This window comes from Curvibacter gracilis ATCC BAA-807, from assembly GCF_000518645.1.
In the GTDB taxonomy this organism is placed as follows: Bacteria; Pseudomonadota; Gammaproteobacteria; order Burkholderiales; family Burkholderiaceae_C; genus Curvibacter; species Curvibacter gracilis.
The window spans coordinates 22,261-34,426 of the sequence record NZ_JADZ01000045.1 but is presented as its reverse complement, the minus strand read 5'-3'; the positions used below and the strand labels follow the sequence as shown (position 1 = coordinate 34,426).

Annotated in this window: 15 protein-coding genes and 1 pseudogene; 6 read left to right on the top strand and 10 right to left on the bottom strand. The window is 57.3% G+C overall.

Annotated elements, in window-relative coordinates:
- From L880_RS0124245 to L880_RS0124205, 9 genes are all read right to left on the bottom strand, one after another.
- Positions 1 to 284, bottom strand: a 284-nt coding sequence (locus L880_RS0124245) for a DUF1153 domain-containing protein (protein ID WP_027477860.1), incomplete at its 3' end; no start/stop codon positions are given.
- 98 nt (positions 285 to 382) lie between these two features.
- Entirely contained in the window at positions 383 to 571 is a 189-nt protein-coding gene (locus tag L880_RS36515) for a hypothetical protein (protein ID WP_245615348.1), read from the bottom strand.
- A gap of 230 nt (positions 572 to 801) precedes the next feature.
- On the bottom strand, positions 802 to 2,157 hold the full coding sequence (locus L880_RS0124235; RefSeq protein ID WP_027477859.1) for an ATP-binding protein: 1,356 nt from the start codon (positions 2,155 to 2,157) through the stop codon (positions 802 to 804).
- Positions 2,133 to 2,798: a response regulator transcription factor gene (locus L880_RS0124230; RefSeq protein WP_027477858.1), complete on the bottom strand. Its 666-nt coding sequence runs from the start codon at positions 2,796 to 2,798 to the stop codon at positions 2,133 to 2,135. The genes L880_RS0124235 and L880_RS0124230 overlap by 25 nt, the downstream gene beginning before the upstream one ends.
- Before the next feature lie 22 nt (positions 2,799 to 2,820).
- Entirely contained in the window at positions 2,821 to 3,579 is a 759-nt protein-coding gene (locus tag L880_RS0124225; protein ID WP_027477857.1) for a COG4705 family protein, read from the bottom strand.
- 16 nt (positions 3,580 to 3,595) lie between these two features.
- Entirely contained in the window at positions 3,596 to 4,048 is a 453-nt protein-coding gene (locus L880_RS33420) for a hypothetical protein (protein ID WP_043330482.1), read from the bottom strand.
- Positions 4,049 to 4,075: 27 nt separating this feature from the next.
- Positions 4,076 to 4,858, bottom strand: coding sequence for a COG4705 family protein (locus L880_RS0124215; protein ID WP_027477856.1), 783 nt, complete (start codon positions 4,856 to 4,858; stop codon positions 4,076 to 4,078).
- Positions 4,859 to 4,926: 68 nt separating this feature from the next.
- Positions 4,927 to 5,523: an undecaprenyl-diphosphatase gene (locus tag L880_RS0124210; RefSeq protein WP_027477855.1), complete on the bottom strand. Its 597-nt coding sequence runs from the start codon at positions 5,521 to 5,523 to the stop codon at positions 4,927 to 4,929.
- Between the two features lie 56 nt (positions 5,524 to 5,579).
- Positions 5,580 to 5,915 (bottom strand): PepSY domain-containing protein, encoded by a 336-nt coding sequence (locus tag L880_RS0124205; protein WP_027477854.1) that lies wholly within the window; start codon positions 5,913 to 5,915, stop codon positions 5,580 to 5,582.
- 238 nt (positions 5,916 to 6,153) lie between these two features.
- On the opposite strand from L880_RS0124205, the gene pstS reads away from it, so the two are divergent.
- Complete coding sequence (pstS, locus tag L880_RS35210; RefSeq protein WP_084461631.1) at positions 6,154 to 7,188, top strand: phosphate ABC transporter substrate-binding protein PstS; 1,035 nt, start codon at positions 6,154 to 6,156, stop codon at positions 7,186 to 7,188.
- A gap of 270 nt (positions 7,189 to 7,458) precedes the next feature.
- Here pstS and L880_RS33415 read toward each other — a convergent pair.
- Positions 7,459 to 8,223, bottom strand: a pseudogene (locus L880_RS33415) (4Fe-4S dicluster domain-containing protein); the annotation flags it as partial.
- Between the two features lie 141 nt (positions 8,224 to 8,364).
- Here L880_RS33415 and L880_RS0124190 point away from each other — a divergent pair.
- Genes L880_RS0124190 through L880_RS35205 form a run of 5 tightly spaced genes read left to right on the top strand, consistent with a single transcriptional unit; the run spans position 8,365 to position 12,092 of the window.
- Positions 8,365 to 9,327 carry a chromate resistance protein ChrB domain-containing protein gene (locus L880_RS0124190; protein WP_027477853.1) on the top strand — a complete coding sequence of 321 codons (963 nt, stop codon included), beginning with the start codon at positions 8,365 to 8,367 and terminating at the stop codon, positions 9,325 to 9,327.
- Between the two features lie 24 nt (positions 9,328 to 9,351).
- A complete protein-coding gene (locus L880_RS0124185) occupies positions 9,352 to 10,554 on the top strand; it encodes a chromate transporter (RefSeq protein WP_027477852.1) in 1,203 nt (400 codons plus the stop codon).
- A gap of 29 nt (positions 10,555 to 10,583) precedes the next feature.
- Positions 10,584 to 11,240, top strand: coding sequence for a Fe-Mn family superoxide dismutase (locus L880_RS33410; protein ID WP_084461629.1), 657 nt, complete (start codon positions 10,584 to 10,586; stop codon positions 11,238 to 11,240).
- 4 nt (positions 11,241 to 11,244) lie between these two features.
- Positions 11,245 to 11,703: a chromate resistance protein ChrB domain-containing protein gene (locus L880_RS0124175; RefSeq protein ID WP_027477851.1), complete on the top strand. Its 459-nt coding sequence runs from the start codon at positions 11,245 to 11,247 to the stop codon at positions 11,701 to 11,703.
- A gap of 8 nt (positions 11,704 to 11,711) precedes the next feature.
- On the top strand, positions 11,712 to 12,092 hold the full coding sequence (locus L880_RS35205) for a hypothetical protein (RefSeq protein ID WP_084461628.1): 381 nt from the start codon (positions 11,712 to 11,714) through the stop codon (positions 12,090 to 12,092).
- The last annotated feature ends 74 nt before the right edge of the window (positions 12,093 to 12,166 follow it).

Here is a 12,166-nt window from a genome sequence, read left to right as displayed (position 1 = left end):
AGCTTTTTTCTAGCACGCAGCTCCAACATGGCCTCGCCATAGGCCTGCTGCAAATCACTGAGCTGGCGTTCGTACTGCTCTTTGATTTCCAGGGGCTTGCTGCGCAGCGCGTTCTCCATGCCGCGCTTGCCTTCATCGACCCACTGTTCAACCTCAGAAGGGTTGAGGTCATAGGCCCGGCTGGCCTCTGAGACCGTGGTCTTGCCTTGAATGATGTCCAGGACCAGGGCCGTCTTTCTTTTGGCCGTCCAACGCTTGATGTCGTCTTCCATCAGGGTGCTCATCTGTGTTTCCTTTCAACGATAACACCTGAGCAGGAAATCACTAGGTCAATACAGATTCGCAAATGCGTGCCTATTTTTCGATCATCGGTGGTGGTTGATCAGTTGGCGGGGGCGAGTTGGCCGTCGAGGATTAAGAAGCGGTCTATGGGGTTGGCCGACTTGATGTGCAGCGTGCCCGCGCCTTTGAGGCCCTTGAAAGTACCCTTGCCGGAGACACCCTCACAGAATCCGTTGTCGTTGGGTTCGAATCTGCCGTATTTGCCTGGCAGAAAGACCGTGCGGTCCATTAGATGTACCTAACGTTGCCTTATCCCTGGGTGGCCACCAGATGTCGCCGGCGACGCCGGGGATACTGTCCTAGCGACCAATCTCGACGATCTAGGCGCCCTTGAGCAGCCCGGTGCCTGCAACTGTTCCCTCCCGGCGGATCATCAGGACAAAATTGCTGAGCCGTCTTCGAAGTCAAGTGCTGATTCCCATCTAGAAGGGGCGGGTAGTTTTGAAAGAGAAAATATGCTTAAGAGGAAAGCTTAAATAGGCAAGTAACACACAAGCCTGTTTGCTTGTCGATATCCGCGAAGTCCAGGCGAATCTCTGCCCCGATACGATCGACAATCGTCCGAACGATGGCCAGGCCCAAGCCAGAACCGCTTTGTTCACTGCCCAGCGTTCGGTAAAACGGGTCGAATACTCGATCTCTTTCATCTGGGGAGATGCCTGGTCCACTGTCCTGAATGCGAAGCAGTGCAGCAGCGCCAGAGATTTCCACCGACAAGTCGACGCGTCCTCCATTGGGCGTATATCGAATGGCGTTATCAACCAAATTCTTGACCAAAGCAATCATGTCCAACTCACTTGCCCATACTTCGGCGTCCTGCGTGCCTTCGACACCGATGTCAATTTGCTTGGCCTCGGCCAGCGGTATTAGGTCTTCCAGTACCCGGCGGTAAACGCTCTGCACCGACACCGGCGACTGTGGCAAGTCGGTAGCCGATTGGGCCTTAGCCAAAGTTAGAAGTTGATCCAGCAGGCTTCTGCCGCGCTCGATGCCTTGGCGAAGCACTGTCAGTCGCTCGCGTGCATGGTCGGACATTTCTGCGTCTACTAACCGCTCTGCCTGCAGTGAGAGAGCCGTTAAGGGCGAACGCAGTTCGTGCGCGGCATCCGCCACAAAGCGGCGTTGAGATGCCATCGACTGCCCAACTCGGGCAAGCAGTCGATTGATCGCCACAGCGAAGGGGCGAACCTCGGCGGGAAAGTGAGAAGCATCAACAGGATGCAGCGCCTCTTCTGCGCGCATGTCAATTTCCTTGGAGAGCGCTGCAATGGGCCGGAACATTTTGCGTACCAAGTCAGCGACGATCAACAGCAGCACCGGCACGAGAATCAGAAATGGCATCACCGTGCGTAGTGCTCCATCGCGGGCTATTTCATTGCGAAAGCTGGACTCTTGTGCCACCGCAATACGTTCACCTACCGCCGTCGTCTTGACCAGCACGCGGAATTTTTCGCCGCCGACATTCAGAGTGTATAGTCCGTCGGATAGGGTGGTTGGGAGCGGGAGGGTGCCTCCTGCATCCAATTCAGCCTCAGAGAGACTGCCTTCACCCAAGCGCTGGACGATCACACGCGATTCCTCATCAGCATCTTTGAGACGGGATTCGTGGGTTGGCGCGGTCGGTGACAGGCTCTGACGGTCCATGAGCTGCGCCACTTGTCGCAGCACATCGTCCTGCAGTTCGTGGGCTTCATCGAATGCGGACAGGAACGAGAAGACGCCCGCCACGATGGCAACCACGACAATGGCCAGCGAGAGGGTGAAGGACAACTGGAGCTGAACCGACTCATTCAAGCGCCTTTTGAAACCATCCATCCGATTCCCCTTACGTTTTTGATGACCTCGCTACCCAGCTTGCGGCGCAGTGCATGGATCAGATACTCGACGGCATTGCTTTCTACCTCATCACCCCAGCCGTAGATGCGATCCTCCAGCTCGCTGCGCGAGAGAATGGCTCCGGGGCGCACTAGCAAGGCTTGCAGCAGCGAGAACTCGCGGTTGGACAGTTGCAAGGGGGCGCCGCTGTTGACGCTAGCCTCCTTTGTGGATGGATCGAGCGACACCACCCCATTGCTGAGCACTGGAGCTGCCGTGCCACCCTTGCGCCTCAGAACGGCGCGCATCCGGGCCAGCAGCTCCGCCATTTGAAAGGGCTTAGATACGTAGTCGTCGGCCCCGCCGTCTAAACCGCGCAGGCGATCATCCAAGCCGTCTCGCGCTGTGATGATGAGCAGTGGGACGGGGCTATTTCCGGCGCGGATGCAGGCCAGGACATCCAGCCCGTCCTTGCCTGGCAGTCCCAAGTCGAGAAGCACTAGATCGTAGTGCTGAGAGCTAAGTGTCGTGAGCGCCGTCTGTCCGTCCTTTACCCAATCAGCGGCGTAGGAGGCGTCCTTCAATGCACCTTGGATCGCGTCACCAATCATGGGATCGTCTTCAACCAGCAGTACCCGCATTCTCCCTCCGTTCAAAAGCTTTTCAATGTGCTGTTCTCGCTGCCCGCTGTCTGAACAGCAGAAGAGCCGCCAGCATGAATGCCAACAGTACGGCCGATGCCGAATAGCGGCTCAGTGCTAGCCCCCCCGCGCTCAGTGGCTTGTCCAGAAAGTCGCCGACCACAGCTCCCAATGGGCGAGTCAGAATGAAGGCTGCCCAGAACAGCAACGTGCGGGACACGCTTGTCCAGTAATAGGCTGCCACGACCAACGCGAGCAATCCGCCAAACACGATGGCCGCACCGGCGTAACCAAGGCCTGCCGTATCAGCCGTCCAGTCGCCCAGTGCTGTGCCCAGCGTCTGGGAGAACATGATGGTCAACCAGTAGAAGGCTTCGGCCTTGGGTAAGCTGACCGTATTGACCGATACAGAGCCAAGGGTGCGATACCAGACGAACAGCGAGCCGAGCAGCAGGGCTAGCAGCAAGCTCGAACCACCAGCGTACCCGATCCCGAGCGAACGATCCGCAAAATCGGCCAACGTCGTGCCGACCGTAGTCGTGGCGATGATGGTTGTCCAGTACAGGAAGGGATGAAAGCCTTTTGCTCTGACCTGCGCGACTACGGCGGCCAAGAAGATCACCGCGAAAATGACCGTACCGACCAAATAGCCCAGGTTCATCGACATCGAGACGGCATCACCGCCGGTTTCACCGAGCGTCGTGGCGGCTATCTTGATGAGCCAGAAGACCAGTGTGACTTCGGGCACCTTGGCCAAGGTGTGTTCAGCAGATGTGTTCATGGGGCTCGCTCACAGGTCAGGCTTTGCCTTCGAGGGTGTCGAAGGCTTTCAGCAGGGCGGCCATCGCTGCCTTGCAGTCGGCCTGGCTCGGCGTGTCGGTACGGAGCGCTGCAAGCGATTTGTCGATGGCCTTGTCGAGCACATGCCAGTCATCGGCTGCTCGTGGTTTCAAACCCGCTTCAGCGGAGTCCCATTCGACTTCCAAGTCCTTAATACGAATTTTGGCAGCGGGCAAATCGCCTTTGTCCACGATGGTGGCCACATCGGCAGCAATGCTGCGGAAGGCTGACAGATCGCCCAGCTTAGATGCGGTCGTGCCTTGCGAGGCAGAGATACTCTGTCCTGATTTGGTCGATCCTGCGGTGCTGCTGTTTTGATCGGCAGGCTTGGAGCAACCGCTTGCCAGCACCAGGAGTAAGGCCGCCGAAACGGTGACGAACGGGCGAACGATTAAGTATTGAATGGTCATATTTTTCCTTGAGTAGTAGAGAGTGGGTTACTTGGTGATCTGATTTGTGTGGCTTACGCTCATGCCAATCTGCGCGACAGCCACCAGAATGACGATCACCGATAGGAACAGAGCACTCGTCCACATGGCACCCATGCCAAGGCCGCCATAGGTCTTGGCTTGCGTCAGCAAGTCGCCGAGCGCGGCCCCAAAGGGGCGGGTCAGGATGTAAGCGATCCAGAAGGTCAAGACGGCATTGCCACCCATGCGCCAGGCGGCATAGGTGATGCCAATCAGCGCTCCGAAGGCCACCGCGCCCCAGGTAAATCCCAGGCCCAGTGCCTCGGTCGCCAGATCGCCAGCAGCAGTGCCCAGAGCAAACGTGCAGAGGATGGCGGCCCAATAGAACAGCTCGCGGCGGTGCGTCACGATGTGGTGGATGGACAGAGTGCGCTCGACCTGGTACCAGGCGAAGAAGATCGTAGCAAGCGCCACTGCAAACGCCGAGGTGCTGATATACAAGCTGACGCCGAGCCCGTCAGTAAGCAGGTCTGTGATCTGGGTGCCGACCACGCTCACCGTTACCACCGTCAGCCAGTAAATCCAAGGGGTATAGCGGCGGGTGCGTAATTGCATGAACAAGGCTGCTGCCAACAACGCCGCCATCACGGATCGAGTCACGCCTTGACCGAAGCCAGCATTGACAGCCAGAAAATCGGCTACCGTCTCGCCCACTGTCGTGGACATGACCTTGATGATCCAGAAGGACAGAGCAACTTCCGGGACTTTGTTGAGCCAGCCTGTGACGCTGCCTGTGCGCTGTTTGTTCATGGTGTGCTTATGTAGTGATGAATTGATTGGCATAAGTCTGGCGGCAGAGACTTAGCCCACCCATAGGCTCACTCGTGTACCCATCCGAGCATGATTAACTTGCCGAAAAGCCGTTGATGAATGCTGGTAGCGATTCGGTAGCTTGGTGCCAGATACCATCGAATTGAACGCAACGTCATCCAAGCGCTAAGTCCCGCAACCGTGGCCGCGCCAAACATGTCAAATGGGAAATGCACGCCAAGGTAGATGCGCGCCCAGGCGATGGGGATACCCAACAAAGCCAAAGCAAGGCCCAAGATTCTTGGGCCTTGTTGCAACGAGAGGCTGAACGCGACTGCCCACCACAGCGTCAGGTGGTCGCTTGGGAATGATGCGTCGGCAACGTGAGAAATGAGGGTATTTCCCAGACCAATCATGAAAGGCCGGGGATGGAACCAAGCCAGTCCGATGGCTTGACTAATCAGAAGGCTCAGTAGTCCCGATACTGTTGCGACGAGCATGGCTTTGCGGAGGACTTCGCTGCCACGAAGCCATTCGATACCGATCAGAAGTGGTACTGCCCAGATGAGACGTTCAGCAAAGAAGGTCGCCAGTGTCAGAGCCAACGCGCTGGGATGCTCCGGCGCATTGAGCCAGAGAAACAGTGCGTAGTTGATTGATTCCATGAGGTCTCCAAACCGGACCGCTGCAAAGAGAGTGACCCGGCGACGTAGGCGAGGCGTTAGTCTTGCTTGTCGTGGTCGTCATCGTGGTCCACCTTGTCCTCGGTAGACGAGATGACTGTGCCTTTGTCGGCATCGACCCGGACATCGAAAACCTTGGCCCCGCTGACGACTTCCACGTCATAGAGCCAGCCTTGCTTCGAGTTCTCGTACTCAGCGCGCACCGCCTTGCCTTGGGCGTGCTGTTCTGCCACGGTCACGGCTTGGGCAAGTTGAACCTTGGCTTTGCTGATGGCAAGGGTGTCGCTTTCCACGCTGCCTTTGGCGGCGTATGCCATGGCCCCTGCTGCAGCGATGGCGATGCCAATCAGGGAAAGTGTCGTATTGCGATACATGATGCTTCTCCAAAAGAGTGCAAGAATTTGCACACTGGAGAAGTTACATAAGCAAACTTAGCAGTGACTTAGTCGAGTCTTTGGGTCCATAGGCGTATATGCTATTTTAGACTGATCGCCCTCTACTGTGGAGTTATGGATTTCACTAAATGAAAGCCAAACTATTATTTATTAAGTCTGTCATGAATTTGTCATGACTTTGGAATAGCCTCCACGACCTCACTTCCATGAGATTCACATGAAAATTCGTTCGACAACCGCAATCATCGTCTGCACTTTGCTTTCGACATCAGTCATTTCGAATGCCAGCGCGGCCAACATTACTGGTGCTGGGGCATCTTTCCCCGCCCCAATTTACAGCAAGTGGGCCGATGGTTACCACAAGGCAACAGGTAATGAAATCAATTACCAGTCCATCGGGTCTGGAGGTGGTATTAAGCAGATTAAATCTAAGACCGTAGATTTTGGTGCGTCTGACATGCCTTTGTCGGACGATGAACTGAATAAAGATGGTCTGATGCAATTTCCTACGGTGATTGGCGGCGTCGTGCCTGTGGTTCACATCCAAGGTGTGGCACCAGGCAAAATGAAAATGACTGGTCAGATGTTGGCAGACATTTTCCTTGGAAAAATAACTCGTTGGAACGATCCTGCAATCAAAGCGATCAATAAGGATATTTCACTTCCTGATGCGCAAATCACGGTCGTTCGCCGTGCTGATGGTTCGGGTACAACTTTTATATTCACCAACTACCTGTCTAAAGTTAGTCCTGAATGGAAAAGCAAAGTCGGTGAAGGCACTGCCGTCAATTGGCCTATCGGCAGTGGTGGCAAAGGTAACGAAGGAGTCTCTGCATTCGTTCAGCGCCTGGATAACTCAATTGGTTATGTTGAGTATGCCTATGCAAAACAAAATAAGATGTCTTATGTTCTTCTTGGGAACAAGGAAGGAAAGTTCATCGAGCCCGTTGCAGAAGCTTTTAAATCAGCAGCTTCGCATGCAGACTGGTCAAAGTCATTTTATCAAATTTTGACTGATGAGCCTGGCGCCCAAAGTTGGCCGATTACCGGTGCTACGTTTATTTTGATGCATAAAATTCAGGACAAGCCTGAGCAAGCAAAAAATGTCCTGAAGTTCTTTGAGTGGAGCTATTCAAAGGGTGATCAGGATGCACAAAATCTCGACTATATTCCAATGCCTGATAACGTGAAGAATGCTATCAAAGTGCAATGGAATGCATTGAAAGGGGTTGATGGCAAGGCCATCAGGTAAATAGCTACCAAAGCAGTGAGGGTTTGATTGAGATCCTCACTGTGTCCTCTTGCAGGGAGTCAGAGGCCGAAAAAGTGCGCGAGAGCACTATGCGCTCTAAACATAGCTTGAATCCTGTTGTCCTCTACAAATCGATCGAAGATCCACGAATCAGCCACGATGGGGGGGGTAAAAATTCGTGCTGTAGGCGAGTGAAACTTCCCTCTTAAGAGGAGCGCACATTACTTGTGGCTATGCGCGCACTCGAAATATCCTCATCAAATTCTTCGGTTATCGCGGAACCAGGAATGAGGACTTCTCCGAAACGTGGGCATCCCCACCTTCGGCGCCGATCGAGAAATAGACGGTATGAGAACCCGCCGGGGCTGATCCATAAGGCACCTGCAGACGCACGGGTACCCAGCGCGACTCAGCCGGCCCCACCTCCACCAATTCCTCCGAGGCCACCTTGAGGCCTTCCAGGCCGGAAGCCCCGAGCCGATAGGTCTGCGGCTTTTCGGTGGCGTTCATGATCTGCAGTCGATAGACGTTCTCCAGCATGCCACCCGGGGCGATGCGCGACAGGGCGGCGCGGTCACGCACCACATCCACGCGCAGCGGCGTGCGCAGCATGAGGTGGGAGAACAGCGCCACAGTCAATGCCAGCAGCACCGTGGCGTACACCAGCACCCGGGGCCGCATCACGTGGCGCAGGATCTGCGCCCGCGTCCAGCCGTTCTTGACCGCGTTCTGGGTGGAGTAGCGAACCAGTCCGCGCGGGTAGTTGAGCTTGTCCATCACCGTGTCGCACACATCGGCACAGGCGCCGCAACCGATGCATTCGTACTGCAAGCCCTTGCGGATGTCGATGCCGGTGGGGCACACCTGCACGCACAACTCGCAATCCACGCAGGCGCCCAGCTTCAGCGCGGCCGGATCGGCCTTGCGTGAGCGCTTGCCGCGTGGCTCGCCTCGCGCTTCGTCGTAGGTGACGATCAGGGTGTCCTTGTCGAACATCGCACTCTGGAATCGGGCATAGGGGCACATGTATTTGCAGGGGTTCGAGTAGCAATGGAACGAGGAACCGACTTAAGGATTCAGCTCGAACTCTAATTTGACACGAATCAAAAATGGTCCGTAATTTGTAGAGATCACTACAGCATTGCAGCGATCACAACGGCACACTAAGCTGCCGCCATGATTCGTCCCTCAGACTCTTGGCTGGCCTTGGTCGTCAGCCTCCCCTCTGCAAGCTCCGCTGCGCGCATGCGGATTTGGCGAGCCGTTAAGGCGTTAGGCTGTGCCGCCCTGCGTGACGGCACCTATTTGCTGCCCGCACAAGTGGAGCAAGCCAGCCAACTGCAAGCCTTGGCCGACGATGCCCTGCAGGATGGCGGACAAGCCTGGCTGTTGCAGGTGCATGCCAAGAACATGGCCGAGCAAGCAGCCTTCCAAGCACTGTTTGATCGGACGGCTGACTACACACCCTGGCTGGAGGAGTTGGCCCAAGCCCGCCAGCCTCTTCCCACGCTTTCCGCCGCCGAACTTCAGCGATTGCTTCGTCGGCACGGGCGTGCCTACGAGTCCATCCGCAAGATCGACTTCTTTCCCGGCGAAGCCTCCATCCGCGCCGAGGCCCAATGGAGAGACTTCACGAATGCCGTGGAATCCATGCAGTCACCCGGCGAGCCCCAGGCTGCGGCGGGCCGCATCGCCAGGCGCGATCGCATGCAATATCAAGGGCGACTCTGGGCCACTCGTCGCCATCTTTGGGTTGATCGCGTGGCGAGCGCTTGGCTCATTCAGCGCTTCATCGATCCCAGCGCGCGCTTTCTGTGGCTGGAATCCCCAGCCGATTGCCCCAACGATGCGTTGGGCTTTGATTTCGACGGCGCGACCTTCTCACATGTGGCGGATCGGGTGACGTTTGAGGTGCTGTTGGCAAGTTTTGGCCTCGACGGTGATCGAGGTCTCATGCGTCTGGGATCCATGGTTCATGCCCTCGATGTGGGCGGAACGACGACACCCGAAGCAGGTGGCTTTGAGGCCGTGCTGGCGGGTGCGCGCAAGCGCTGGCCCAACGACGACGCACTGTTGGCCGATGTGGGTGGCGTGTTGGACTCGCTTCATGCCCATTTCTCGGCCCACCGAAATCCATAGCAACTCACAACCTCAGGACCGAATATGACCGATCTCAACCCAGCGGTGGAGCCTGCTTCCGGCCCACTATCAGCTCCCGGCTACACCCTGTGGCAGCTCGTGCGCTACATGATGGCTCTGGGCACCTGGGGCTTTGGTGGACCGGTCGCCCTGGCGGGCTACATGTACCGCGACCTGGTGGAGCAGCGTCGGTGGATCACTGACACGGACTACAAGGAAGGCTTGGCACTGGCACAGCTGATGCCCGGGCCACTGGCCGCTCAGTTGGCGATCTACCTGGGTTATGTCCACTATAGATTCATCGGAGCCTCCCTGGTCGGTGTGTCGTTCGTGTTGCCGTCCTTCCTGATGGTGGTTGGGCTGGGCGCCGCCTACAAGGCCTTCGGAGGCATCGGCTGGATGCAGTCCGTGTTCTATGGCGTGGGCGCAGCCGTGATCGGCATCATCGCCATGAGCGCGTACAAGTTGACCAGCAAAAGCATCGGCAAGGACAAGCTACTTTGGCCTATTTTTCTGGTGAGCGCGGCCGTCACCGTGATCACCCGCTCCGAAGAGGTCTGGCTTTTCCTCGGAGCAGGTGTGCTGGTGTGGTTCTGGCGCGCGCCGCCTGCATGGTTCAAACGCGGCGGCGGCCTCAACGAGGTGGCAACTCCGTTGCTTGGACTGCTGGCGTTGAACACCGTCGATTGGGCGAAGCTCAAGCATATCGGGCTCTATTTCGCGTACGCCGGCAGCTTCGTCTTCGGTAGCGGTTTGGCGATCGTGCCCTTCCTGTATGGCGGTGTTGTCAAGGAATACGGCTGGCTGACCGACCGTCAGTTCGTGGACGCTGTGGCCGTGGCCATGATCACACCGGGGCCGGTGGTCATCACGACGGGCTTCATCGGCTTTCTGGTGTCAGGCTTTTGGGGTGCTGTCACGGCTGCCCTGGCCACTTTTGTGCCTTGCTATCTGTTCACCGTGATCCCTGCCCCCTACTTCAAGAAGTACGGCAAGCGTCCAGATGTGGTCGCCTTTGTTGATGGCGTCACCGCTGCTGCCATTGGGTCCATTGCCGGTGCTGTGGTCGTGATCGGGGAGCGTTCGATCACGGATTGGATCACGGCAGCACTGGCCTTGGCGACCGCAGCAGTCCTGTGGCGCTTCAAAAAGATTCCAGAGCCGGCCGTTGTTGCGGTGGCAGCTGTGATCGGACTGATCGTGCACCCGCTGGTCACGTCCCTCTGACCTAAAGCATCACACCAAGGAGCGATCAAATGGAACTCCTACCCGAGACAGGCTTGAGCGCAGCCCTGACGCGCGACTTCGGGAGCACTGATCGCTGGCGAGCGGAATTCACTGCGCTGGCCAAGGCCATGGGGGGCGGTTCAGGCTGGGCACTGCTGTCTTGGTCAACCCGAGAGGCGCGTCTGATCACTCATTGGGCTGCTGATCACACGCACCTGCTGGCCGGAGCCACGCCGATTCTGGCTTTGGACATGTACGAGCATGCCTACCACATGGATTTCGGCGCCAAGGCGGCTGCGTATGTGGACGCCTTCATGCAAAACATCCGGTGGGAGTCCGTTGCGCGGCGTTATGCCTCTGCTGTCGAGGCGGACGCGCGGTCCTTTTCAACCACACCTCACGAGATCGACGGTGCGGTGCAGCTCATCGACGTGCGTCGTTCAGTTGCCTATGCGCAGGCACCTGACCGCTTGGCAGGAGCCACTTGGCGCGACCCTGCGTTGTTGGACGAATGGCCCCCGGAACTCGATGCCTTCAAACCCGTCCTCGTGTACTGCGTGCACGGCCATGAGGTCAGTCAGTCCGTGGCACTTGCACTTCAAGCACGTGGCCTGGACGCGCGTTTTGTGGCTGGTGGAATCGAAGCCTGTCGCGCCGCAGGTCTGAAGATGGAAACAAAGGAGTAGCACCATGAAATGGATTACCCGCGAACGTCCAAAGATTGATCGGATCGCCTGCCCCTGGCTGATTGCGCGATTCATCGACAAAGACCCCGCGTTTCTCTATGTACCGTCCGGTGAGGTGCTCAGCATCGCGCAGATCACAGGCGCCATTCCTTACGATATCCCAGACGTTGAACTGAGCCACGTTGGTGACTTGTGCAGCTTCGATGCGTTTCTTGCCAAGTATGGCTTGGACGACCCTTCGCTGGCTCAGCTGGCCGAAATCGTGCGCGGCGCTGATACATCAAGGCTTGACCTGACGCCGCAATCGGCGGGCCTTTATGCGCTCTCGCTTGGGCTATCGCGCAACTTCGGTGATGACCATGAAATGCTTCAGCAGGGAATGGTGATGTATGACGCCCTCTATGCCTGGTGCCGCTCGTGCCAGGCAGTGACGCACAACTGGCCCCCTGCCATGGCGGCCTGACTTACACGATGACAACTCCAGGCCGCTTTATTCTGGCTGCACTCCTGCTCCTCTCCGGCTGGACAGGTGCGTCAGGCACCCCCAGTCTCGCAGAACTCACCGGCCCGCAGATCAAAGCTGCCTTTGCGGGCAAGGTGATTTCTGAAGGGGCGCACTGGTCCGCCTATCTGCTTCCTGACGGGCGCACGAAGTCCATTGAACTCGGACACCCGCACCGCGGGCGTTGGAAGATTGTTGGCAACGAACTGTGCGTGAGGATCAACGAGAGCGCCGCCCCCGAATGCTGGACCGCGTTGCGCAAGGGCAAAACCTATTTGCTGCGCGCCCAAGGACAAGACCTCTACGAGGTCACCCCAGAACCGCTGTCATCCAAATTCCCATTCGATTGAGCACCTGAGCCAGAGCAACTGCACTCGTGCTTCCCCACGGTGGCCACCCAAACGACCACCGGTATCAGGGGCTC

What these genes read in the sequence shown, in the direction of transcription:
- L880_RS0124210 (WP_027477855.1), bottom strand. Translation starts at nt 5,523, where the DNA reads ATGGAATCAATCAACTACGCACTGTTTCTCTGGCTCAATGCGCCGGAG.
- L880_RS0124190 (WP_027477853.1), top strand. Translation starts at nt 8,365, where the DNA reads ATGATTCGTCCCTCAGACTCTTGGCTGGCCTTGGTCGTCAGCCTCCCC.
- L880_RS35205 (WP_084461628.1), top strand. Translation starts at nt 11,712, where the DNA reads ATGACAACTCCAGGCCGCTTTATTCTGGCTGCACTCCTGCTCCTCTCC.
- pstS (WP_084461631.1), top strand. Translation starts at nt 6,154, where the DNA reads ATGAAAATTCGTTCGACAACCGCAATCATCGTCTGCACTTTGCTTTCG.
- L880_RS0124215 (WP_027477856.1), bottom strand. Translation starts at nt 4,858, where the DNA reads ATGAACAAACAGCGCACAGGCAGCGTCACAGGCTGGCTCAACAAAGTC.
- L880_RS0124235 (WP_027477859.1), bottom strand. Translation starts at nt 2,157, where the DNA reads ATGGATGGTTTCAAAAGGCGCTTGAATGAGTCGGTTCAGCTCCAGTTG.
- L880_RS0124205 (WP_027477854.1), bottom strand. Translation starts at nt 5,915, where the DNA reads ATGTATCGCAATACGACACTTTCCCTGATTGGCATCGCCATCGCTGCA.
- L880_RS33420 (WP_043330482.1), bottom strand. Translation starts at nt 4,048, where the DNA reads ATGACCATTCAATACTTAATCGTTCGCCCGTTCGTCACCGTTTCGGCG.
- L880_RS0124185 (WP_027477852.1), top strand. Translation starts at nt 9,352, where the DNA reads ATGACCGATCTCAACCCAGCGGTGGAGCCTGCTTCCGGCCCACTATCA.
- L880_RS33410 (WP_084461629.1), top strand. Translation starts at nt 10,584, where the DNA reads ATGGAACTCCTACCCGAGACAGGCTTGAGCGCAGCCCTGACGCGCGAC.
- L880_RS36515 (WP_245615348.1), bottom strand. Translation starts at nt 571, where the DNA reads ATGGACCGCACGGTCTTTCTGCCAGGCAAATACGGCAGATTCGAACCC.
- L880_RS0124225 (WP_027477857.1), bottom strand. Translation starts at nt 3,579, where the DNA reads ATGAACACATCTGCTGAACACACCTTGGCCAAGGTGCCCGAAGTCACA.
- L880_RS0124175 (WP_027477851.1), top strand. Translation starts at nt 11,245, where the DNA reads ATGAAATGGATTACCCGCGAACGTCCAAAGATTGATCGGATCGCCTGC.
- L880_RS0124230 (WP_027477858.1), bottom strand. Translation starts at nt 2,798, where the DNA reads ATGCGGGTACTGCTGGTTGAAGACGATCCCATGATTGGTGACGCGATC.